This window comes from Rhizobium sp. ZK1, from assembly GCF_047782645.1.
Taxonomy (GTDB): Bacteria; Pseudomonadota; Alphaproteobacteria; order Rhizobiales; family Rhizobiaceae; genus Rhizobium.
Window position 1 is genome coordinate 48848 of record NZ_CP180587.1, and the last position, 20525, is coordinate 69372.

The window sequence follows — 20525 nt, forward strand, 5'->3', positions numbered from 1 at the left end:
ACAGTTGCGTTTGATGCCTTGCTTTGTAGTGAGAAAGCATTGCGGATGCTTGATGCCTGCGTCGCCAGAGTGACCATGCCAAGATGAGGCGAACTCTAATCGGGGCTGTAGCAGGAGGCGTTTGATCAGATAGCGGATCTCTGCGACGCTGGGCACGAAGGCCATGGTGTTGGTCAGGCGGCGATTGGCGGGTTTGGACTCGTTTCGTTCGGTTTGCCAGCAGCGGTGCGGCGTAGATCGGCGCCGAGTTTGGCGAGGAATGCAGCGGCTGCCATGACGAGCGTCATGTGCCGCTTCCAAGCATGCCAGGATCGCGCTTCGCAATGATCCAGGCCGAGATCGTCCTTCGCACGCTGGAAGCATTCTTCCACGGTCCAACGCAGCCCGGCAGCGCCCGCCAATTCGCTCAATTCGGTACCGGCGGGCGCAAAGACAAAGTAATAGGCGCGCGCATCGGGTTCGCGTCGGCTGCGCCGGATCAGAAGCCAGCGCTCCCATTGTGGATCCGGGCGAGAGCTGAGAGGAATACGGGCCCAATCATAAAGCCGAAGACCCTTGGCACCTTCGCCTGCTGCATGGCTCTGCCAAACCTCCGGTTTCAACTCATCAGCCATCGTTTCGGGATCGGTCTGCTCGATCCCTTGCTCACGCACAAAGCGCAGGCAATGATTGGAGCGCACTGCCAGAACATAAGGCTGGCCACGGCTTTCCAGCATCCGGCGCAGCTTGGAATCCGAACCATAAAGCGCATCCGCCAATACCCAGGCACAAGGCACGCCGGCATCCAGCGCATCGGCAATGAGCTTGGCTGCAATGGCCGGTTTGGTCGCGAAGGCTTGGGACTGGGGGACGTGAGCCGAAGCACGGCGGGCTTCATCCTCGGCCCACTCCTTCGGTAGATAAAGTTGCCGATCGATCAGGGTCTGACCGTAGCGGCTTGCATAGGCAAGGAAAACACCGATCTGACAGTTCTCGATCCGGCCGGCCGTGCCGGAATATTGTCGTGCGACACCGACTGAATGGGCGCCTTTCTTCAGGAAGCCGGTCTCATCGACCACAAGAACGCCGTCCGCGTCACCGAGAGACTCTATTGCATAAGCGCGAACCGTATCGCGCAATGCGTCAGCATCCCAATGGCTGCGCCCCAGCAGCGATTGCATCCGATAAGGGCGCTCCAGTCCTGCCTGTTCCGCCATCAGCCAGCCAGTCTTGCGCTCTACTCCCGACAACAACCCATCCAGAAAGGCACCGCACGATGCGCGCAATTCTCGGCGACCAAAGACCGAGCCCAACCGCACCTTCAAGGCATCGAGCTCACGATGCCACGCCAGAACCGACCCGGACCAACCCGCAACCGACATTGAACTTCCCTCCCGCCAAATGCGGGAAGTGAATCATGATTTCCGGTAAACCGCAACTGTAGTACTTCTGTAATGGGCCTTTGTTCGTCAAGTCCCTCTGAATGATTATCTCGTCGCTGAGGCCATGCTTCTGTCCGTGGTCAGCACGAAGACCGCCACACTATGCCATCAGATCAACAAGCCGACAGGTCAATCTAGAAAGCGTGCTTCGCCGAAGCGGTCACAGCACTACACACGACCTTGCCAAGCCTGCGTCCCAGCGACGGGACCTCATCAGACGCAAGCCTTGCACTTGCCCGCGTCAATCACGTAGCTCTCTTCATGCCGCCATAGGGTTTGCGCTCCAGCGAAAGTCCGTCGCATCCATCCACATGCGGTGAAGAACAACGCCCAGTTTGCGTGCAAGGGCAACCTTCGCGCGCTTCATTCCGCGACGCCTAGCCACATCGAGCGCCCAGCGCTTTAGACTGGAAAAGCGCGTCGCCCGCGTCAGCATTATGTGCGCAGACTCGAACAATGCGGTTCGCACCATCGCGTCGCCGACCTTGCTGACACCGCCATCGCGATCAGTTTCGCCGGATTGATATTTCTTCGGCGTCAGCCCGAAGTAGGTACCCACTGTGCTGGACTCTTCGAACCGGGCTGGATCATCGACCGCGGAGCGGTAGGTCAGCGCAACCAAGGCACCGACACCCGGCGCACTCATCAGCCGTTGGCAAACTCTGTCGGCGCGGGCGATCCTGAGCATCTCGCGGTGCAGCTTCGTAAATTCGACCCATAGCGCTGCTCGCGCCGTCAGCATCGCGTCAATCACCATCGATAATGTAGCATGCCCTGCAATCAGTTCGCGGATGCGCGCCTCGAAACGCCCGCGGCTGACTTCGCCGACCTTTAATCCATAGCCACGCAGGATACCCCGGATGCTGAGCTCGACGTCGAGCAGCTTGGATTGCAGAAGCTTGCGGCCAACCAGGAGAGCCCGAGTGTCCTGGGCCGGCGACGATTTGGCGTGGACCGGACGATACCACCCCATGCGGAGCAGTTGCGCGATCCCCCGTGCATCCTTGCGGTCGGTCTTCACCGTCATCGCCGAAAGCGCCGCCTTCACATGCCGCGTTTCCAGCAAAACCACCTCATGACCCGCAGCAACGAGAGCCGCGTGTAGCCATTGGGACAACGGCCCCGCTTCAAGGCCGATGCGCTCTACCGGAAAGTCCAGTTGATCAAAATACCCGACCAGGCATTCAGGCTCGCTGCCTACCTTGACCTCGCGAACCAACTTGCCCGTCGCGTCGACCACGCACACGCTGCTCTCTTTCAGCGAGACGTCGATTCCTGCATAATATTCCATGGCTGTTCCTCTCATGATGCTTGAGGCCGATCGCTCGGACCTCGTTTCCAAACATCATCATTCTGAGGGACAGCCACCCAACTGGCTACTCATGAGACGCCGGCCCATTACGGCATCTAGTGTCTTGTCCGGCTCAATTTGCTGGCAGCCCAAAGCTAACCCGCAACAATTGGCCAGAAACTAGCGATCATCACCTGGTTGAATAATTCGCATTGAGATTAGCGCAAAGCGAGAGCGGAACACCGCCGAATGTCTATACCCACTGTCTAGCCAATCTGCATAAGATGTCACAAAGTTTCAGATGCGTGGCCAAAGCGCTTGAAGGGGCTTTAGGTTCATATCCGTTCAACTGCAAAAGCCGGCGTCTTCTATCTCCGAGTGACAATTGCTGGGGTTCGTTGCGATCCGGATGCCAGTTGCTTCGGCGCGGCAATCCAGGTTGCCGCCTCAATCCCAACTCGTCTTCGCATCCTGGTGAAACTGATTCATTCGTCTCGATAGCAAAGTTTGCATCTTGCGCGCGGGGCGATAGGCGAAACCCGTCTGGGCACACACAAGGCTCAGAAAAATTGCTGAAAGTAGGAGGAAGACGAAAGTCCGATTGAACCAATTTCCGTTCCTGTGTAGCCAGCGGCCCGCCCGGAATTGCTCCACAACTGCTTCTTTAGGGTTGTTTTGGTATACCGGAAGATCACGCCCGACCTGACCGCAGCTTCATTAGTGGGTATTCTTTCAGCTTTCCGCGTGTAGCCCAGTCGAACGCCTTCTTCGCGTCGATATCAAGGGGAGCGACACGCAGGATGCCGGTTGACCCTTTGGGAACAAACACACCCTTCGCAACGTCGTTTGGCCAAGTCGGCTGACCGAAGATCCATAAGGTGGCTGTCTGTCCGACCTCAAGGGTGCCGTAGACCACGTCGGAGTTCTTGTCAAAAGTGGCAATCTGATCATGCGCAAGGCCCACAACCGAACGAGGCCACTGTTGGAACACCAACCAAGCAAGGATCGAGACGGTGGTCGCATCAGCGACCGCCGTCGTCCTCCGTCGGAACCTGCGGCCCTTCGCCTGTTCAATTCGGCAAAACAGAGATCCTGCACTAACCGATCCTCGCAGTCACCTGTCTTCGACGATGGAGTAGGCATGCAGACAGCGAAGCGTGAGCGTGTAATCTGCAATGATGGCAAGCCGTTCGAGCTCTACGGGCCTGACAATGTGGTCGCCTGGCCCACCAGTATTCGTCTTCGACCAATCCCTTGGTGACAATCTAGCGTCGATGAAGCACGGATGAGCGTGATCAACGGTCTCCTGCAGCCGGCCGCGATGATACATTTCGGTAGCCGGCTCCATATCCTTTAGCGGAGGGAGTGATCTCGCAACTCCGTCGGGTCCAATCCAATCATTGTGCTGTCGATCAATTGCCGCCGAGGTTCACCGTGCCCTTGCGGATGATGACATTGCCGTAGAACAGCGTTTCACCGGTGGAAATGACGGCGAAAGCTTCCTTGGCGCGCCCGTAGAAGGCGAATCGTTCGACGCGGGCGAGTTTGACCGGTTCGCCCGGAAGCGCGTCGAGAGCTTCCTGGATCGCCACATGCGCCGGCACGATCGTATCCGGTTCGTCGATCACTTCCATGCCGATGACGGGATCGGGCTCGGATTCATCGACCGGCATGACTGACAGTACGGCTTTCAGCATGCGCGGCAGGTCGGCGGCTTCCATGCGGATGAGACGCTTTGCCACCGTCTGGGCCGGAAAGCTGCCGTCGGCGATGACGATTTCGTCACCGTGTCCCATGGCGCGCAGCGCATAGAGAATATCGGCATTCAGGATCGGGTCGATACCAATGAGCATGTTGCGTCCTCAGGTCAGGTCGTGGAGGTCTTTGGTGATGGCGGGGCCGATCTCGAATTCCGAGAAGCGGATGGAAAGCCCGCTGCGCTCCGGCGTGCAGGCGGTCGGGCCGACCTGGTAGCTCTCGGCGAGAGGGAAGGGGGCAAGCCGCAGGAGCGGCCAGAAGCTGCCGTCGCGCGAGGCCTGGATGCGCATGGCGCCCTTGGCGAGCGTGATGCGGATATAGAAATCCTCCAGCTCCTTGAAGGGCTGCGACACCGACCAGTCGGACTTGCCGTCGGTGATGACGGTGCTGAGGAAAAGTTCGCCGTCGGTGAATTCGACGCCGGTCTTGACCCAGCGCTCTTCGTCGATGCGCACCATCAGGCCGGCCTGGTCGTAGAGCGTGCGGAACTCTCCCTGGATGCGGATCTTCGCGGTAAAACCGTCGTCCGTCGGGAGCCCAAGGAAATGGCCGCTGTCGCGCTTGAAGCCGTAATAGGTCTCGCGCCAGAAATCCGTCTTCTCATCTGTGGTCATCGTCAGGCTGGTATCGGCAGCGTCCCAGCTCTTGGGTTCGTTCAGCCATGCGCCACTGTTGAAATTGATGCTCATCTCGAAAATCCGTCTGTTGAAAGCTGATAGGCGTCGGTGGCGTTGCCTTTGAAGAAACGATCGGCAATCTCGGGGGTGGCGGCCGTCAGCCGCGAGGCGATTGTCTTGACCTCTGCGTAGGAGGCGGCAAGGGTTGCGACCGGCCAGTCGGAGCCGAAGATCAGCCTGTCGGGACCGAAGCATTTGAGCGCGATCTGCAGATAGGGATCGAAATCTTCAGGAACCGCACGGGTCCAGTCGGCCTCGGTCACCAGGCCGGAAACTTTGCACCAGACATTGCCATAGCTCGCAAGTGCATTGAAGCCGGCCTCCCAGAAGCTCGAAAAGCCCGAGGCGATCGGCGGCTTGGCCATATGGTCGAGCACGAAACGCCCGTTCGGAAAGAGGCCGACGAGATCGACGGCTGCCGGCAGTTCGCGCGCCCTCACCAGAAGATCGAAGGTCAATCCGGCCTCGAAGACGGCAGAGATACCGTGCTGCACGGCGGTTCGGCGCAGCCATTCGGCATCGGCCTCGTCGTGGACATTGTGGCGGATTCCGACGAGCTTGGCGCCGCCGGGCAGTAATCGCAGCGCTGATATCTGCGCTGCCACGTCATTAGCCTGGAGATCGACCCAGCCGACGACGCCGGCAACGAAATCATGGGCCTTGGCAATCGCCAGGAAGTCCCGCGTCTCGGCGAGATCGTGGCGGCATTGCACGAGGATCGTCGCATCCACGCCGGAAGCGGCCATTAAGGGCAGGAGATCGGTGGGACGATAGTCGCGCCGGAGCGGGCTCATCTCCTCGCCCTCCATCCAGGGATAGCTGCCGGTGGCAAGATCCCAGAAATGCTGATGCGCATCGATCACGCGGCGCATGGCGATCACGCCGTCGGCGTTTCGGCGGAGATCAGGCCTTCGGCCTTCAGCTCCTGCCACAGCGCTGCCGGAATCTCCTGGCGGAAAAGCGCGGCGTTTTCGATCATCTCTTCGGGGCTTCTGACCCCGGTCAGAACAGTCGCAACTGCCGGATGGGCGAGGGGGAACTGGATCGCGGCGGCCTTCAGCGGCGCGCCATGGCGCAGGCAGACCGCTTCCAGCTTCAGCGCGTGCTCGATGAGATCCTTGTCGGCATCCTGATAGTTGAACTTGGCGCCCGCTGCCGGATTGGCGAGGATACCGCTGTTGTAGACGCCGCCGATGATGATCGAGATATTCTTCTCGACGCAGAGCGGCAGCAGTTCGCGCAGCGCCCCCTGTTCCAAGAGCGTATAGCGGCCGGCAAGCAGGAAGCAGTCGAAATTGCCGTTGCGGGCGAATTCGGTAAGCATCTCGCTCTGGTTCATGCCGGCCCCGACTGCCCCGATGGTGCCGTCGGAGCGCAGCCGGTCGAGCGCCTTGTAGGCGCCGTCGATGGCTTGAGCATAGTGATTGTCAGGGTCGTGGATATGCAGCACGTCGATCCTGTCGGTGTCGAGACGCTTCAAGCTTTCCTCGACCGAGGTCATCACACCGTCATAGCTGAAGTCGAAGACCGGGCGCTCCGGCGGCGTGCCCTTGTAATAGGCGTCCTCGCCTTGCGGGTTCTCCGGCAGGCGCAGCAGGCGGCCGACCTTTGTGCAGAGCACATAATCGCGGCGCGGCTTGGTCTTCAGGAAAGCGCCGAGGCGCTGCTCGGCCATGCCGTTGCCATATTGCGGGGCGCTGTCGAAGAAGCGGATGCCAAGCTTCCAAGCCGTGTCCATCGTCTCCTCGGCCGCGCTTTCGCTGGTCGCGGAATAGAGGCCCCCGATCGCTGTGGTGCCGAGGCCGAGCGCGGTCACTTCGAGTACCGTGGTGCCGAGGCGGCGTTTCTCAAATTTTTCTTCCATGAAAATTCCATCCCGAGAAATATCCGATCTGACAAGCGTCAGAGCCGGAAAGCGCGTGATATCGGCCTGTTTTTTAATTTTCATCCTCTTTCCGTTCTGTCAATAAATTTCTTGTGAGAAAAATAACTTGCACGTTCGCGAAATTTTTGTCAGTTTCTTAACATCGGTTTCGAGCATAGAAGATCTCAACTCAAGGCTCCCAACGCATGACTGCCGACTTCTCGAAAGGTGCCGCATTTTGCGACGGGATGTTCGTCCCGGCCGGCGAGGCGGTCATATCCGTCCTGGATTGGGGCTTTACCCGGTCAGACGTCACCTATGATGTCGTCCATGTCCGCGACGGCGCTTTCTTCCGGCTGCAGGATCACCTCGACCGGTTCGAGCGATCGCTGAAAGGGTTGCGCCTGCAGCCTTCTTATTCTATGGCCGAAATCGGCAAGATCGCCATGCGGTGCGTCGCTTTGTCGGGGCTTCGCCATTCCTATGTCGCGATGATCTGTACGCGCGGCAGGCCGCGCATCTTCGGCTCGCGCCGGCCGGAGGATTGCGACAACAGGCTGATCGTCTATGCGATCCCGTGGATCGACGTGATCCCGCTCGACGTGCAGGAGAGGGGCGCGCATCTGCATATCGCCTCCGTGCCGCGCATCGCGCCCGCCTCCATCGATCCGACCATCAAGAATTACCATTGGGGCGACCTGACCCGCGGCCTCTTCGAGGCCCATGATGCGGGCGCCGACACGGCCGTACTGCTGGATGCCGGGGGGTTCGTCACCGAGGGGCCGGGCTTCAACGTTTTCATCGTCAGGAATGGCGAGGTGCTGACGCCGGATCGCGGGGTGCTCGAAGGCATTACCCGCCGCTCCGTGCTGGAACTCTGCGGAATGCTCGGCATTGCCGCCCGCATCGCGGCTTTGAAGAAGGAGGATCTGTTATCGGCGGACGAGATGTTCTGCACGACGACGGCAGGCGGCGTGATGCCCGTCTCGCGGATCGGCGATCACATCATGGGCAATGGCAGGCCGGGTGAACTCAGCCTCAAGCTCAAATCGTCCTACTGGGAAAGACACAAGGCCGGATGGCATCAGACACCGGTCGACTATTCAATCAAAACAACTTCGTTCGAAGGGGAACGCACATGAAAAGACGTGAATTTCTGACGACCACCGCCTCTCTCGCAGTCGGCGCGCTTGCAGCACCCGCGCTCATCCGCCCGGCCTTTGCCGCCGGCAAGGAGCTGCGCATGCTGACCTGGGAAGGCTATGCCGACGACCAATGGGTCAAGGCCTTCGAAGAGAAGACCGGCGCCAGCGTCAGCGTGAGCTATACCGGCAGCGTCGATGAGATCTTCGCCAAGATGACGGCCTCCGAAGGCGCCGATTTCGACGTGATCGCCATCGAGACCTCCTCCTACAAGCGCCTGACGCAGGAAAACCTGATCCAGCCGCTCGACAGTTCGAAGCTGCCCAATGCCAAGAACCTAGCCGGCGCCTTCAAGCATGTCTCGGCCATCGTCTTCGACGGCAAGACCTACGCGGCACCTTTCGCCTGGGGCTCGATCCCGCTGATCTATAATGCCGATACGTTCCAGACCCCGCCGACTAGCTGGGAAGTGCTGTGGGATGAGAAGTACAAGGGCCGTATCATCGTCATGGACGATGCCAACAACGCCATCGTCACGGCGGCACTCACCCTCGGCATCCGCGATCCCTTCAACCTCACCGACGAACAGTTCGACCAGGTGAAGCAGAAGCTGCTCAAGCAGAAGGCCAATATTGCCAGCTACTATGCCGGTTTCGATGATGGCGTCAGCATCTTCGCCCAGGGCGGCATTGACCTGATGATGTCGATGGGCGAACCGCAGGCGCCGATGCTGAAGAAGCAGGGCGCCAATGTCGGCCTCGTCATTCCGCAGGAAGGCGCGATCGGCTGGATCGACTGCTGGGCGGTCAGCGCCAAGGCCCGCGACGTCGATCTGGCTCATGCCTGGATCGATGCGATGCTCGACCAGGCCGTCGGCACCTATATCAGCACCAAGACCGGCTACGGCAACACCACCAACCAGGCCGTCAATATCGATGCGGGCCTGACCTATGCCGACAAGCTGGTCTTCCTGGAAGCGCCCGAGGACTTCGCCAAGCGCATCGAGCTCTGGAACGAGATCAAGGCAACCCCGGTACAGTAATGACAGCATTGCTTTCAGATAGAGCGGATCTGGCCGCCGACCGGCAGAACGTCATCCAGCTCGTCGGCGTGACCAAATCCTATAAGAGCGTCGACGTGCTGAAGCCCGTCGATCTCGACATCCGGGATGGTGAGTTTCTCACCATCCTCGGTCCCTCCGGTTCCGGCAAAACGACCATCCTCAGGATGATCGGCGGCTTCACGCCGCCTTCGTGCGGTAGGATATTGCTGCGTGGCACCGATATCGCGCAGGTGCCGATCTTCAAGCGGCCCTTCAACACGGTCTTCCAGGATTATGCGCTGTTTCCGCATATGACTGTCGCCCGCAATGTCGGCTATGGGTTGCGCATCCGCAAGACGCCGCAGGCCGAGATCAAGAAGCGCGTCCAGGCGGTGCTCGAAACGGTCAACCTCGCCGACAAGGCGGGACGTTATCCGGCCGAGCTTTCCGGCGGCCAGCGCCAGCGCGTGGCGCTGGCGCGCGCCATCGTCTGCGAGCCGCAGGTGATCCTGCTCGATGAGCCGCTGGCAGCCCTCGATGCCGAGCTTCGCCGCTCGATGCAGGAATTCCTGAAGGATCTGCAGCGGCGCATCCGCACCACCTTCGTCTTCATCACCCATGACCAGGAAGAGGCGATCTCCATGTCCGATCGCATCGCGGTCATGGATCACGGCAATCTGGTCCAGGTCGGCACACCGGAAGAGATCTATTACAAGCCGAAAAGCGAGTTCGTGGCCAAGTTCTTCGGCGAAAACAATATCCTGCCGGCCGCAGCCAAGGACCAGGCATCCGGCATCGAAAGCCCGCTCGGCCGGCATTCGGCATCGTCGGATCATCAGGGCGAGCTGCTGCTGGCGATCCGTCCGGAAAGCTTCCATCTGCATGACGGAGCCGAGATGCGCGCCGACGAGCGCATGGCAAAGGCGCGGCTTGACGCCATCACCTTCCTCGGTGCCACGACCCAACTTTCGCTGTCGGTCGGCACATCGGGCGAACATCGCGTCAAGGTCCGGATGCCGACTTCGCTGTCGATCCGCAATCTCGTAGTCGGCAACGATGTCATGCTGCGCTGGTCGGAAGCCGATGTCAGCTTCCTGGCGAAAGGGTGAGGCCATGAGCATAGCCACTACACCCACCGGTATCTGGATCGACGAAGCGGACACGAAGCCGAGACGCGGCATCGGTAAGCTGATCGCCAAGCTCTTGGTCTACGGTCTGCCGACGCTGATCGTCTTGCTTCCGCTCGTCTCCTTCCTGGCATCGAGCTTTCTCGAACAGGGTAACGGCAAGCTCACCGGCCGGCTGACACTTGCCAATTACGCCGCCTTCTTCACCAGCGGCAGCTATCTCTACGTGTTCTTCGGTACGCTGAAGCTCGCCTTCATCGTGGCGCTGATCTCGCTGGTCGTCGGCTATATCCTCTCCTACCTGATCTGGCGCATCGAGGGCTCGCTGCGCTACCTGCTTCTGCTTCTGAGCGCGCTGCCGCTGGTCATGAATTATGTCGTGAAGATCTATGCGATGCGCAGCATCCTCGGCTTCAACGGCTTCCTCAATTCCGTGCTGCTGTCGCTCGGCATCATCGATGTGCCGAGCAAGCTCTTCATCTTCAACCAGACGGCGGTGATGCTGACCATGGCGGTGATCTATCTGCCCTTCGGCATATTGCCGATCTTCCTGGCGCTGGAGCGGATCCCGCAGTCGCTGATCTCGGCCGCTGCCGATCTCGGCGCCAAGCCCGGACAGATCTTCCTGACGGTGGTGCTGCCGCTCAGCCTGCCAGGCTCGATTGCGGCCGCCCTCTTCGTCATGGTGATTGCGCTGGGCGATTACCTGACGCCGCAGATGGTCGGCGGCAGCGAAGGCTTCACTTTCGGCCGCGCCGTCTGGAGCCAGTTCGGCATGGCCTTCAACTGGCCGTTCGGTGCCGCACTTGCTGTCATGCTCCTGATCGCGGTCATCGCGCTGATCGCGCTCGCTTCCCTCATCTCACGCACTGCGAGGATCAGATGACCTTGCTCGAACGTATCACCATCACCCTGCTCTGGATCGTCGGCATCATTACCTTCGTCGTACTCTATGCGCCGGCCGCCATCGTCATCCTGCTCTCCTTCGTCGGCATGAAGGGCCGCAAAGTCGACTGGTCGGATTTTTCCCTGCAATGGTACGGCAAGTTTGCCACCAACAGCCAGCTGATCGACGCGCTCTCCAATTCCCTCATCGTCGGCGTCTGCGCCGTCGTCATCGCCAGCGCGATTTCGGTCGGCCTTGCATATTATATGAAGACTGGCGCCCGGGCCGGCCGCTCCTATGTCGAGTTCGTGATCTTCCTGCCCTTCGTGCTGCCGGCGATCATTACCGGTATCTCGCTTCTGATCGCCTTTCGCCAGATCGGCATCGAGCGCAGCCTGATCACGGTCACGGCAGGTCATGTCGTGCTGATTCTGGCTGTCATCTACCGCATGGTCACGATCAGGCTCGATACACTTGAAAATTCGCAGATCGAAGCTTCGCTCGATCTCGGCGCAAATGCCTGGGAAACCTTTGTATATGTTGTCTTTCCGCAGTTGCGCTCAGCGCTCGTCACCAGTTCCCTACTTGCATTTGCACTCTCGTTCGACGAAACATTGGTAACGTTTTTTCTCGTCGGAGGGGAAACCACGCTCCCCATGCGGCTGTGGGCAATGATGCGGACCGGCTTCACCCCCGAAATCAATGCGCTTGTTTCGGTTGTGCTTTGCGTGACGCTGTTGTTTGCGGCTCTCGGCGCCATGTCGCTGCGCAAGAGCATTGAGCGGAAATCATGACCTCGACGAAAGGCGCTGGCCAGATTGGAAAACACGGCACGATATGAATGAAAAAGTGAAAAACCTCGGAAAGCTACTGAAGGACCGGCGCTCCTATCACGGTTGGACGCTTGCGGAGGTCAGCTCGATGACGGGAATTGCCACCTCCACCCTGTCCAAGGTGGAGAACGGCCACATCTCGCCGAATTTCGACACGATCCTGAAGCTCTCGCACGGGCTCGGCGTCGAAATCGGCGATCTCCTGAACTCGTCGCCGAACGAGCCGACGCCGCCGCTCGTCGTCGCGCGCCGCAGCATCAACCGCAATCTCGAGGGCCAGCAGCTCGACCGGCAGTACTATAGCTACAGCTATCTCTCCTCCGACGTCGCCCATAAGCGCATCATACCGATCCATATCGAAGTACGGGCGCTGACGCCCGAGCAGATGGGGCCGCTGACCTCGCATGTCGGTGAGGAATTCATCCTGGTGCTCAGCGGCAAGATCCGGCTCTTCAGCGAATATTACGAGCCGACCGATCTGGAAGAGGGCGACAGCGTCTATCTCGATAGCACGATGAAGCATGGCTATATGTCGCTGCAGGCCCCGAGCAGTTCCATCATGGTCTGCTGTTCCAGCGCGACGCCGAACCTTGCCCAGACACTTCGCGAGGTGATCAAGGAGCAGATCATCTCCGAGCAGCAGGCCAAGGGGGAAACGAACTAGCGCCCTCTGGTCAGTCGAGGACATAGGATATCGGCGTCACGTCGGAGATGGCGAGATAGGCCTGCAGGCGCTCCCTGGCCTTGTTGCCGGAGGCTTCGAGATGGTCGGTCAGCGCTTTTTCGGCCAGCGGATAATCGTGTGCGGCAATCGCATCCATGATGTCGAGATGTTCGTCCATGAAGGCGTCGATCGGCAGCGTGCCGCGCACGGCGCGCTGGATATGCTTGCCAGCGACGAGCACGCAGCGCGTGCGCTTCAGTGCTTCCAGTATCTCGCCATTGGCGCTGTATTGCAGGGCGGCGACATGCAGGTCTTCTTCGAGCGCATCGAGCTCGGCGCTGGCAATATCGGGAAACTTCTCCGACACGGCGATCAGCCGCTGCCGCATGGTCTCCAGCGTGGTGCCGGGAATATTGCGCATGGCGGTCTTCAGTGCTGCCGGCTCCAGCAGCAGGCGCACCTCGTAGAGATCGCGGAAACGGTCTTCGTCGAGCGGGTTGATCCACCAGCGCGATTTGTCGTCACGCACGACGATGCCATTCTTGGCGGCATGGTTGAGGATATCGCCGGCGACGGTGCGCCCGACATTATAGTGGCGCGCCAGCGCCAGTTCGTTGATACGGAAGCTGCCGAAGACTGCACGCAGGATTACGGTATTTTCGAAATCGTAATAGAAGCTCTGCCAAGCGAAGGTCTTCGGGCTGGCGCTCGCCTCCTCCTCCAGATCCAGCATGTCGGGCGAGATCTTCAGGCGTAGGGGATCGCCCTCTCGTCCAGCCAGCAGGCCGCGCCCGTCGAAGCGCCTGACGAGGCCTTCGATTTCGAGGGTCGCGAGCGCCTGCTTGACCGGCGAGCGGCTGGAATCGAAGAGGGTCGCGATCGGCCCTTCCAGAAGCACGGTGCCCTCCGGAATGGTCTTCGATATCACGGCCTTGCGTAGCGCGTTGGCGATGGCTTCGTAGGCGAGGGTTCGGTGCGCCATCAGATCCTTTTCCGGGCTCAGGTCACCGCGCCTATTTGCCAAGGCACGAATTCGAAGTCACCATAATTATAACCTTCGCTCAGCGTGCGCTCGCCGGATGCGATGGCGATGATGTGTTCGAAGATGCGCTCGCCGGCCGCCTGGATGCTGTCGCTGCCGTCGATGATGCCGCCGCAATTGATGTCCATGTCCTCGCTCATGTGCTCGTACATTTCGCTATTGGTGGCAACCTTGATGCAGGGCGCCGGCTTGAAGCCGGAGACCGAGCCGCGGCCGGTCGTAAAGACGATGAGATTGCAGCCGCCGGCAACCTGGCCGGTCACGGCGACGGGGTCATAGCCGGGCGTATCCATGAAGACGAAGCCGGAGGCGTCGATCTGCTCGGCATATTCATAGACTTCCATCAGCGGCATGGAGCCGCCCTTGGCAACCGCGCCGAGCGACTTTTCGAGGATGGTGGTAAGCCCGCCTTCCTTGTTGCCGTGCGAAGGATTGTTGTTGAGTTCGGCGCCGTTCTTGACGGTATAGTCGCGCCACCAGTTGATACGGGCCATCAGCTTTTCGGCAATGGCAGGTGTGGCAGCGCGCCGGGTGAGCAAATGTTCTGCGCCGTAGATCTCCGGAGTCTCGCTCAGGACCGCCGTGCCGCCGTTCTTGACGACGAGGTCGGCGGCATAACCAAGCGCCGGGTTGGCAGTGATGCCGGAATAGCCGTCCGAACCGCCGCATTGCAGCGCCACCTTGAGGCCCGACAGCGGCTGCTCGGTGCGCTTCACGGCATCGATTTCCGGCAGCAGTTCCTGGATGATGGAGACGGCTTCCTCGATCGTCTTGCGCGTGCCGCCCATCTTCTGGATGGTCATGGTGCGCAGCAGCGGGCCCTCCTCAAGTTCGAAGGCCTTGACGAGATGGCTGATCTGGTTGGTCTCGCAGCCGAGCCCGATCATCAGGATCGCCGCGAAGTTCGGGTTGCGGGCATAGCCGCTCAGCGTGCGGCGCAGATACGTGTAACCCTCGGTATTGGTGGGAATCGCGCAGCCCGTGCCATGTGTCAGCGCCACGACGCCATCGACATTGGCGTAATTGCCGAAGCCGTTGCTCTTGAAATAATCGGCGACAGCCTTGGCGACTGTTGCCGAACAGTTCACCGAGGTGATGATGCCGACATAGTTGCGCGTGCCGACGAGGCCTGATGGCCGCAGATATCCCTTGAAGGTGCGCCGCTCGCCTTCGGGCAAGAGCGGCGTCGGGCCGCCCTCGACGGCAAATTCGTGCGAGACGGCGCTGTCGAGCATGGCGAGGTTCTGCAGGTGCACATGCGAGCCGGCGGCGATGTCACGGCTCGCACGACCGATGACCTGGCCGTATTTCAGCACCATGTTTCCTTCCGCGATCGGCCGTACGGCAATCTTGTGGCCGCTCGGAACAGCGCTCAGCGTCACCACCTCTCCGACATTTTCACCTTCGGCAATCGGGCGCGTCGCGACGACCACATTGTCCGTCTCGTGCAGGCGGATCACAGAGGGACCGGATTGATGCACAGGCATCGATATCTCCTAAAAATGACCATTGCGTGCAAAAATCATTCGTGATACGCCTTCAGAAGTCAAGTGAAGACTTGCGTTACACGAAATTTTTGCGGGGCATTTTTTCAAGATGGCGATTGATCGACCCTATTCCGGGCTCGTCCCGGTGGCACCGACGCCTTTCACCGAAACAGGCGAGATCGATTTTGACGGCCAGCGCCGCGTGCTCGATTGCATGATCGACCAGGGTGTGGATGGCATCTGTATTCTCGCAAATTATTCCGAGCAGTTCCTGCTGTCGGATGAGGAGCGCCGACAGCTGACGGAGCTGAGCCTTGCCCATGTCGCCGGCCGCGTGCCGGTCATGGTCACCTGCAGCCATTTCAGCACGCAGATTGCCGCCGCCCGCGCGCATCACGCTGCCGAACATGGCGCAAAGCTCATCATGCTGATGCCGCCCTATCATGGCGCCGGCATCAAGCTCGACGAGACATCGGTCCGCGAGCATTTCGCCCGTGTGGCCGATGCCGCCGGCATTCCGATCATGATCCAGGACGCGCCCTTGAGCGGCGTCACCCTCTCGGCAGATTTCATGGTGCGCATCGCCCGTGAGTTGCCGCTCGTGCGTTATTTCAAGATCGAGGTCGCCGGGACGGCGGGCAAGCTGCGCAAGCTGATCGAGCTCGGCGGCGAAGCGATCGAAGGCCCGTTTGATGGCGAGGAGGCGATCACGCTGATGGCCGATCTCGATGCCGGGGCGACCGGCGTCATGTCGAGCGCCATGTTGCCCGATCTCATCCGTCCGGTGATCGAACATCATCGCGCCGGCGACCGCCAGCAGGCGGCAAAAGCCTATGAGCACATCCTGCCGCTCATCAATTACGAGAATCGCCAGTGCGGTCTCAGAGCCGCCAAGACCGTCATGATGGAAGGCGGCGTCGTCAAGTCCGACCACGTCCGCCATCCGCTGGAGCCGCTGCATCCGGCAACGCGGGCCGGCCTCCTGGAGCTTGCCCGCGGTGTCAATCCGCTGGCACTCTCCTGGGGCAAGTGAGGACGACGCATGTCGATCATTCAGGACCCCAAGATCGCGGAAATCACCGGCTGCACCCGCGTCCTCGGTATTCTCGCCCATCCGACCGATCATGTGAAAGCGCCGCCTGGCATCAACCGCATCGCCATGACGCGCGGCAAGGATGCCGTCATGGTGCCCTTCAATGTCGCACCGGCCGATCTCGAGACTTTCGTTGCCAGCCTGCGGGTACTGAAGAGTTTTGATGGCGCCATCGTCACCGTGCCGCACAAGCAGGCGATCCTGCGCCTCTGCGACGAGGTGAGCCCGCAGGCACTTGCCGTCGGTGCCGCCAATGTGCTGCGCCGCGAGGCGGACGGCAGGCTTGTCGGCCACCAGCTCGATGGTATCGGCTTCGTCGAGGGGCTGCGCGGGCAGGGCATCGACGTCGCGGGTCGCAGCGCCTATCTGGTCGGTGCCGGCGGTGCTGCCAATGCGGTCGCCTTCGCGCTTGCCGAAGCTGGAATCGCGAAGCTGACGCTCGCCAACCGCACTGTCGAGAAGATCGAAGCCCTCGCCGCCAAGCTGAAGGAAACCTATCCGTCTCTCGATATCGCCATCGGCACGGCCGATCCGGGCGGCCACGACCTGCTGGTCAACGGCACGACCCTCGGTATGAACGCGACCGACCCGCTGCCCTTCGAAGTATCGCGGCTCGAAGCCGGCATGATCGTCGCCGAAGTCATCATGGAGCCGGAAATCACGCCGCTTCTCAAGGCCGCCCTTGATGCGGGATGCCACATCCATCTCGGCCGCCACATGCTCGATTATCAGCTTCAGCTGATGGCCAATTTCCTCGGTCTCTGAACCACCCCGGCCACACCCCCGTGGCCGCATTTTTATCATGTTGGGAGAAATCAATATGCAGGATCTGGCAATCAATGGCGGACCGCGCGCAATCGACGGCACGCTGCCGAGCTTTCGCGATGCGTCCGGCCGCACCTTCGGGCCGGAAGAGCTGGAAGCGCTGACCGAAGTCATCAAGTCGGGGCGCCTGTCGTTCCTGACGGGCACGAAGACGGCCGAATTCGAGCGCGCTTTTGCCGAGAAATACGGCGTCAAACATGCCGTCGCTGTCGCCAATGGCACGGCCGCGCTGCACACCGCCGTCATCTACGTCAATCCGGAGCCGGGCGACGAGATCATCCTGTCGCCGATCACCGATGTCGGCACGGTCATTCCGGTCATCGCCCAGCTGGCGATCCCGGTCTTTGCTGATGTCGATCCCGTCACCCAGAATATCGATCCGGCCTCGATTGAGGCCAATATCACGCCGCGCACCCGCGCCATAATGGTCACCCATGTCTACGGCCATCCGGCCGACATGGACGCGATCATGGCGATTGCCAGGAAGCACAACCTCGTCGTCATCGAGGATTGCGCCCAGGCCCATCTCGCCTATTACAAGGGCAAGCTCTGCGGTACCTTCGGCGATGTCGCCTGTTTCTCCTTCCAACAGTCCAAGCACATGACGACGGGTGACGGCGGCATGGTCATCACCAATGAGGACGGCAAGTTCGGCCGTGGCCTGCGCCACTGCTCCGACAAGGGCTGGCCGCGCGAGCGCGGCGGACGCGACCACCTGTTCCTGGCGCCGAACTATCATATGACCGAACTCCAGGCTGCCGTTGGTATCGAACAGCTGAAGAAGCTGGAACAGTTCGTCGGTGCCCGTGTCGCTTCCGCCGACCGACTGACCGAGCTTTTGGCCGGCGTCGATGTACAGCCAGTTCTGCCGATGGAAGGCACGACTGGCGTCTATTTTTTCTATTCGTTCCGTCTCGATCCGGCCAAGCTTTCGGCACCCGTGACCGAGGTGATGAAGGCCCTTGCCGCCGAGGGCATCGATGGCTTCATCGGCTATCCCGGCCAGATCCCGCTTTACCGCTACCCGGTCATCCGCGAGCACCAGACTTTCGGCACCTCCGGCTGGCCGTTCACGCTCGAAGGCGTGCGCAAGACCGACTACGACAGCAGCCTTTGTCCTCAGGCTGAGCTCGCCTGCAAGGGAACGATCTGCATGTGGTGGACCGACCGCATGGAGGAAATCCATCTGCAGCAGATCGCGGCCGCGATTGCCAAGGTCATTTCGGCCTATGCCAAACCAGCTGTTGCTGCCTAAGAGCGCGGATATTTTGCATAATCCGATTGGCGGCGAATGATCGCCGCCACCGACGGCGCGTCAACATAAATAGCAAGGCGCAAAGCTCGCCTTCGGCGGCGAGCTGAACAAGCGCGACGCGCCGGCTTCTACCTGCAGCCGACGCTGTTTACCGGGGCGACCAATCAGATGCGCATTTCCCGCGAGAACACCTTCGGTCCTGTCGCCGACAGAAGGCGTCGGCTTGGACGTTCGCTTCGGGGGCCGCAAGGGGTCTTCCGTCGGCTCCCGCGAGCAGGGCAAGTACGCCGCAGTTGCGGGTTTAGCATTTCCTGGCGTCAACACCGACGGTCGATGGCGGAGCCAGAGACATCGATTGATCTGGGAGAGAATGATACGGCTTGCCAATGATCGGCTCCCGCGCCCTCGGATCCTTAATCCTTGGCCGCGTATACGCTTCGCCGTCAAACACCCGAAGGTAGGAGCCGGATGCGGGGATTCCGCTCGTCCGGATCTGTGCCGCGTGCCCAGTAATGGGCATCCCTACCGCGATATGGGATGGTTGCCGTTCCACAACTCGATCACCGCCGCGTTGGGTTCTCCGGTTACCAGTATGACGTTCGCAATGGCGCAGCGGAGAACCGTAACCGGCGCAACTCTGACATCAGAAACAAGCACCGTATTCAGGCGTCCATGAAACAACGTGACATCGCCCACTTGCTGCTTCACGGCTATTTCCCGCTCCCCATCTTTTGTTGCGAATGAAAAGGCGATTGTCGGGTGATATTGCAGCGGATGAGTAGACCAACAAGCGGCTATTGCATGCCGGTTGAAAGACCTACACCATCTGCCTTTTGAACCTGTTCCCTCGGCCCGAGCATTGCCGTTTCGGCAAGGAAAGAGCCGAAAATCGGCGCTTCTTAAGAATGCTCTAGTTTGTCATAGTTTGCTAAACGCGCCGCTGAGAGCGCTCTGAGGCGGACATGGCTTACGTAATTACCGAACCCTGCATCGATACGAAGGATGGAGCCTGCACCGTCGCCTGTCCGGTCGATTGTATCTATGAGGGCGGAAGGATGTTCTACATTCAGCCGGAGGAGTGCATCAATTGTGGGCTCTGCCTTTCTGTTTGCCCGGTCGACGCTATCCTGTGGGACGAGGAAATGCCAACGGAGCGGCTGTTCCTGCGCGACGTCAATCGCGATTTCTTTGCCGATGACGTTACCGGATGGGGCACCCCCGGTGGTTGGGACAAGAGCCGCGTCACCAGCCTCGATCATCCTTTCGTGGCAGCCTATCGCAGCCCGATTGAAAGCAGCATCTGATTGAATGGGGAGCAGCCTTTTCGTGACGTAGACCCGCATGTCCGGCGTGATCGCCCAGGCCTTTCGACGATCATGACGACATCGATGATGCCTCATCGAACACGCCCGCTGGTGCTTTAATAATGGCTGCGATCTCTTGAATGTGCCGGGCACGATGGGTGAGGCCAACTCTCTTTCCCCACCCAGCGCAGCGCTCTAAGGATGACTGCGGCGCGGGAATTGGGTGGTAGTGCGCTGACGGTCGGGACCGGCACGCTGGATCTGGAACGACGGTTGCATCGACCCGCCGTGCCTTCGATCTTGGTTTTGCGCCAGCGCTCTTGCTGCTGCCCTATTACTACAAGCCTGTTGAGGAAGAGGGCTTGCTTGGGGCCGAGCTCGTGAGAACGAAGACGATCGCCGATTGCGATCTACCTCTATACCTTCCCGTAATTGACCGGCATCGAGTTTTCGTCCGCCTTGCCGGCGCGGTATTCGCAGGGTTTTCCAAAGCGGATTCTTGGGGCGAAGAATACTTGCGGCAATCTGCCTATGAACGGGACCTTACCAAGATCGCCGCCTTCGGCGTCCTGCCGAGCAGCGAGGCGGCGCTTGCCGATGCCGGTCGCGATGGCTATGCGGGCTGCATCTCGGGCGACAGGTCTGCGGCAGGCCATCGCCACTCATCCCTCATTCCGGCGCTCAGGTACCGCGTTGGCAAGTGCACCGGAAATGTATTGGAACAGGGTTGCCGCCGCAATTGCCGATCATCGACAAGAAAAAGGCTCGAAGGCCTCGATGCATTGCGGCCCGTCGCGCTGGTCGGCACATGAT

At 60.3% G+C, this 20525-nt stretch carries 20 protein-coding genes and 1 pseudogene; 12 read left to right on the forward strand and 9 right to left on the reverse strand.

Annotation, left to right across the window (positions count from 1 at the left end; genetic code table 11):
• Nucleotides 1–173: 173 nt before the first annotated feature.
• From ACK9YZ_RS22875 to ACK9YZ_RS22900, 6 genes are all read right to left on the reverse strand, one after another.
• A complete protein-coding gene (locus tag ACK9YZ_RS22875; RefSeq protein WP_216755744.1) occupies nt 174–1361 on the reverse strand; it encodes an IS701 family transposase in 1188 nt (395 codons plus the stop codon).
• A 319-nt stretch (nt 1362–1680) separates the two neighbouring features.
• Nucleotides 1681–2712 carry an IS110 family transposase gene (locus tag ACK9YZ_RS22880; RefSeq protein WP_416067674.1) on the reverse strand — a complete coding sequence of 344 codons (1032 nt, stop codon included), beginning with the start codon at nt 2710–2712 and terminating at the stop codon, nt 1681–1683.
• 1412 nt (nt 2713–4124) lie between these two features.
• Nucleotides 4125–4565, reverse strand: coding sequence for an RbsD/FucU family protein (locus tag ACK9YZ_RS22885; protein WP_416067675.1), 441 nt, complete (start codon nt 4563–4565; stop codon nt 4125–4127).
• Nucleotides 4566–4574: 9 nt separating this feature from the next.
• Complete coding sequence (locus ACK9YZ_RS22890) at nt 4575–5159, reverse strand: DUF1349 domain-containing protein (protein WP_416067676.1); 585 nt, start codon at nt 5157–5159, stop codon at nt 4575–4577.
• Complete coding sequence (locus ACK9YZ_RS22895; RefSeq protein ID WP_416067677.1) at nt 5156–6019, reverse strand: amidohydrolase family protein; 864 nt, start codon at nt 6017–6019, stop codon at nt 5156–5158. Before ACK9YZ_RS22895 ends, ACK9YZ_RS22890 begins: the two co-directional genes overlap by 4 nt.
• A 5-nt stretch (nt 6020–6024) precedes the next feature.
• Nucleotides 6025–7011 carry an aldo/keto reductase gene (locus tag ACK9YZ_RS22900; RefSeq protein WP_416067678.1) on the reverse strand — a complete coding sequence of 329 codons (987 nt, stop codon included), beginning with the start codon at nt 7009–7011 and terminating at the stop codon, nt 6025–6027.
• Between the two features lie 206 nt (nt 7012–7217).
• Here ACK9YZ_RS22900 and ACK9YZ_RS22905 point away from each other — a divergent pair, with 206 nt between their 5' ends.
• Genes ACK9YZ_RS22905 through ACK9YZ_RS22930 form a run of 6 tightly spaced genes read left to right on the forward strand, consistent with a single transcriptional unit; the run spans nt 7218 to nt 12706 of the window.
• Complete coding sequence (locus ACK9YZ_RS22905) at nt 7218–8153, forward strand: aminotransferase class IV (RefSeq protein WP_416067679.1); 936 nt, start codon at nt 7218–7220, stop codon at nt 8151–8153.
• Complete coding sequence (locus tag ACK9YZ_RS22910) at nt 8150–9196, forward strand: ABC transporter substrate-binding protein (protein WP_416067680.1); 1047 nt, start codon at nt 8150–8152, stop codon at nt 9194–9196. The genes ACK9YZ_RS22905 and ACK9YZ_RS22910 overlap by 4 nt, the downstream gene beginning before the upstream one ends.
• Nucleotides 9196–10305 carry an ABC transporter ATP-binding protein gene (locus ACK9YZ_RS22915; RefSeq protein ID WP_416067681.1) on the forward strand — a complete coding sequence of 370 codons (1110 nt, stop codon included), beginning with the start codon at nt 9196–9198 and terminating at the stop codon, nt 10303–10305. Before ACK9YZ_RS22910 ends, ACK9YZ_RS22915 begins: the two co-directional genes overlap by 1 nt.
• A 4-nt stretch (nt 10306–10309) precedes the next feature.
• Nucleotides 10310–11209, forward strand: coding sequence for an ABC transporter permease (locus ACK9YZ_RS22920; RefSeq protein ID WP_416067682.1), 900 nt, complete (start codon nt 10310–10312; stop codon nt 11207–11209).
• Nucleotides 11206–12003: an ABC transporter permease gene (locus ACK9YZ_RS22925; protein ID WP_416067683.1), complete on the forward strand. Its 798-nt coding sequence runs from the start codon at nt 11206–11208 to the stop codon at nt 12001–12003. The genes ACK9YZ_RS22920 and ACK9YZ_RS22925 overlap by 4 nt, the downstream gene beginning before the upstream one ends.
• 55 nt (nt 12004–12058) lie before the next feature.
• Complete coding sequence (locus tag ACK9YZ_RS22930; RefSeq protein ID WP_416067684.1) at nt 12059–12706, forward strand: helix-turn-helix domain-containing protein; 648 nt, start codon at nt 12059–12061, stop codon at nt 12704–12706.
• A 10-nt stretch (nt 12707–12716) separates the two neighbouring features.
• On the opposite strand, the gene ACK9YZ_RS22935 is transcribed toward ACK9YZ_RS22930, so the two are convergent.
• On the reverse strand, nt 12717–13688 hold the full coding sequence (locus tag ACK9YZ_RS22935) for an FCD domain-containing protein (protein WP_416067685.1): 972 nt from the start codon (nt 13686–13688) through the stop codon (nt 12717–12719).
• A 17-nt stretch (nt 13689–13705) separates the two neighbouring features.
• Nucleotides 13706–15235: a UxaA family hydrolase gene (locus ACK9YZ_RS22940; RefSeq protein WP_416067686.1), complete on the reverse strand. Its 1530-nt coding sequence runs from the start codon at nt 15233–15235 to the stop codon at nt 13706–13708.
• 109 nt (nt 15236–15344) lie between these two features.
• On the opposite strand from ACK9YZ_RS22940, the gene ACK9YZ_RS22945 reads away from it, so the two are divergent.
• From ACK9YZ_RS22945 to ACK9YZ_RS22960, 4 genes and pseudogenes are all read left to right on the forward strand, one after another.
• Entirely contained in the window at nt 15345–16268 is a 924-nt protein-coding gene (locus ACK9YZ_RS22945; protein WP_416067687.1) for a dihydrodipicolinate synthase family protein, read from the forward strand.
• A gap of 9 nt (nt 16269–16277) precedes the next feature.
• Nucleotides 16278–17093: a shikimate dehydrogenase family protein gene (locus ACK9YZ_RS22950; protein WP_416067688.1), complete on the forward strand. Its 816-nt coding sequence runs from the start codon at nt 16278–16280 to the stop codon at nt 17091–17093.
• Between the two features lie 55 nt (nt 17094–17148).
• Complete coding sequence (locus tag ACK9YZ_RS22955) at nt 17149–18408, forward strand: DegT/DnrJ/EryC1/StrS family aminotransferase (protein WP_416067689.1); 1260 nt, start codon at nt 17149–17151, stop codon at nt 18406–18408.
• Nucleotides 18409–18481: 73 nt separating this feature from the next.
• Nucleotides 18482–18700: pseudogene (locus ACK9YZ_RS22960) on the forward strand (aldehyde dehydrogenase family protein); the annotation flags it as partial.
• Between the two features lie 230 nt (nt 18701–18930).
• Here ACK9YZ_RS22960 and ACK9YZ_RS22965 read toward each other — a convergent pair.
• Nucleotides 18931–19116, reverse strand: coding sequence for a hypothetical protein (locus tag ACK9YZ_RS22965; protein WP_416067690.1), 186 nt, complete (start codon nt 19114–19116; stop codon nt 18931–18933).
• 254 nt (nt 19117–19370) lie between these two features.
• Here ACK9YZ_RS22965 and fdxA point away from each other — a divergent pair, with 254 nt between their 5' ends.
• Nucleotides 19371–19712 carry a ferredoxin gene (gene fdxA / locus ACK9YZ_RS22970; RefSeq protein WP_416067691.1) on the forward strand — a complete coding sequence of 114 codons (342 nt, stop codon included), beginning with the start codon at nt 19371–19373 and terminating at the stop codon, nt 19710–19712.
• 515 nt (nt 19713–20227) lie between these two features.
• On the forward strand, nt 20228–20524 hold the full coding sequence (locus tag ACK9YZ_RS22975) for a hypothetical protein (RefSeq protein ID WP_416067692.1): 297 nt from the start codon (nt 20228–20230) through the stop codon (nt 20522–20524).
• Nucleotide 20525: the final 1 nt, after the last annotated feature.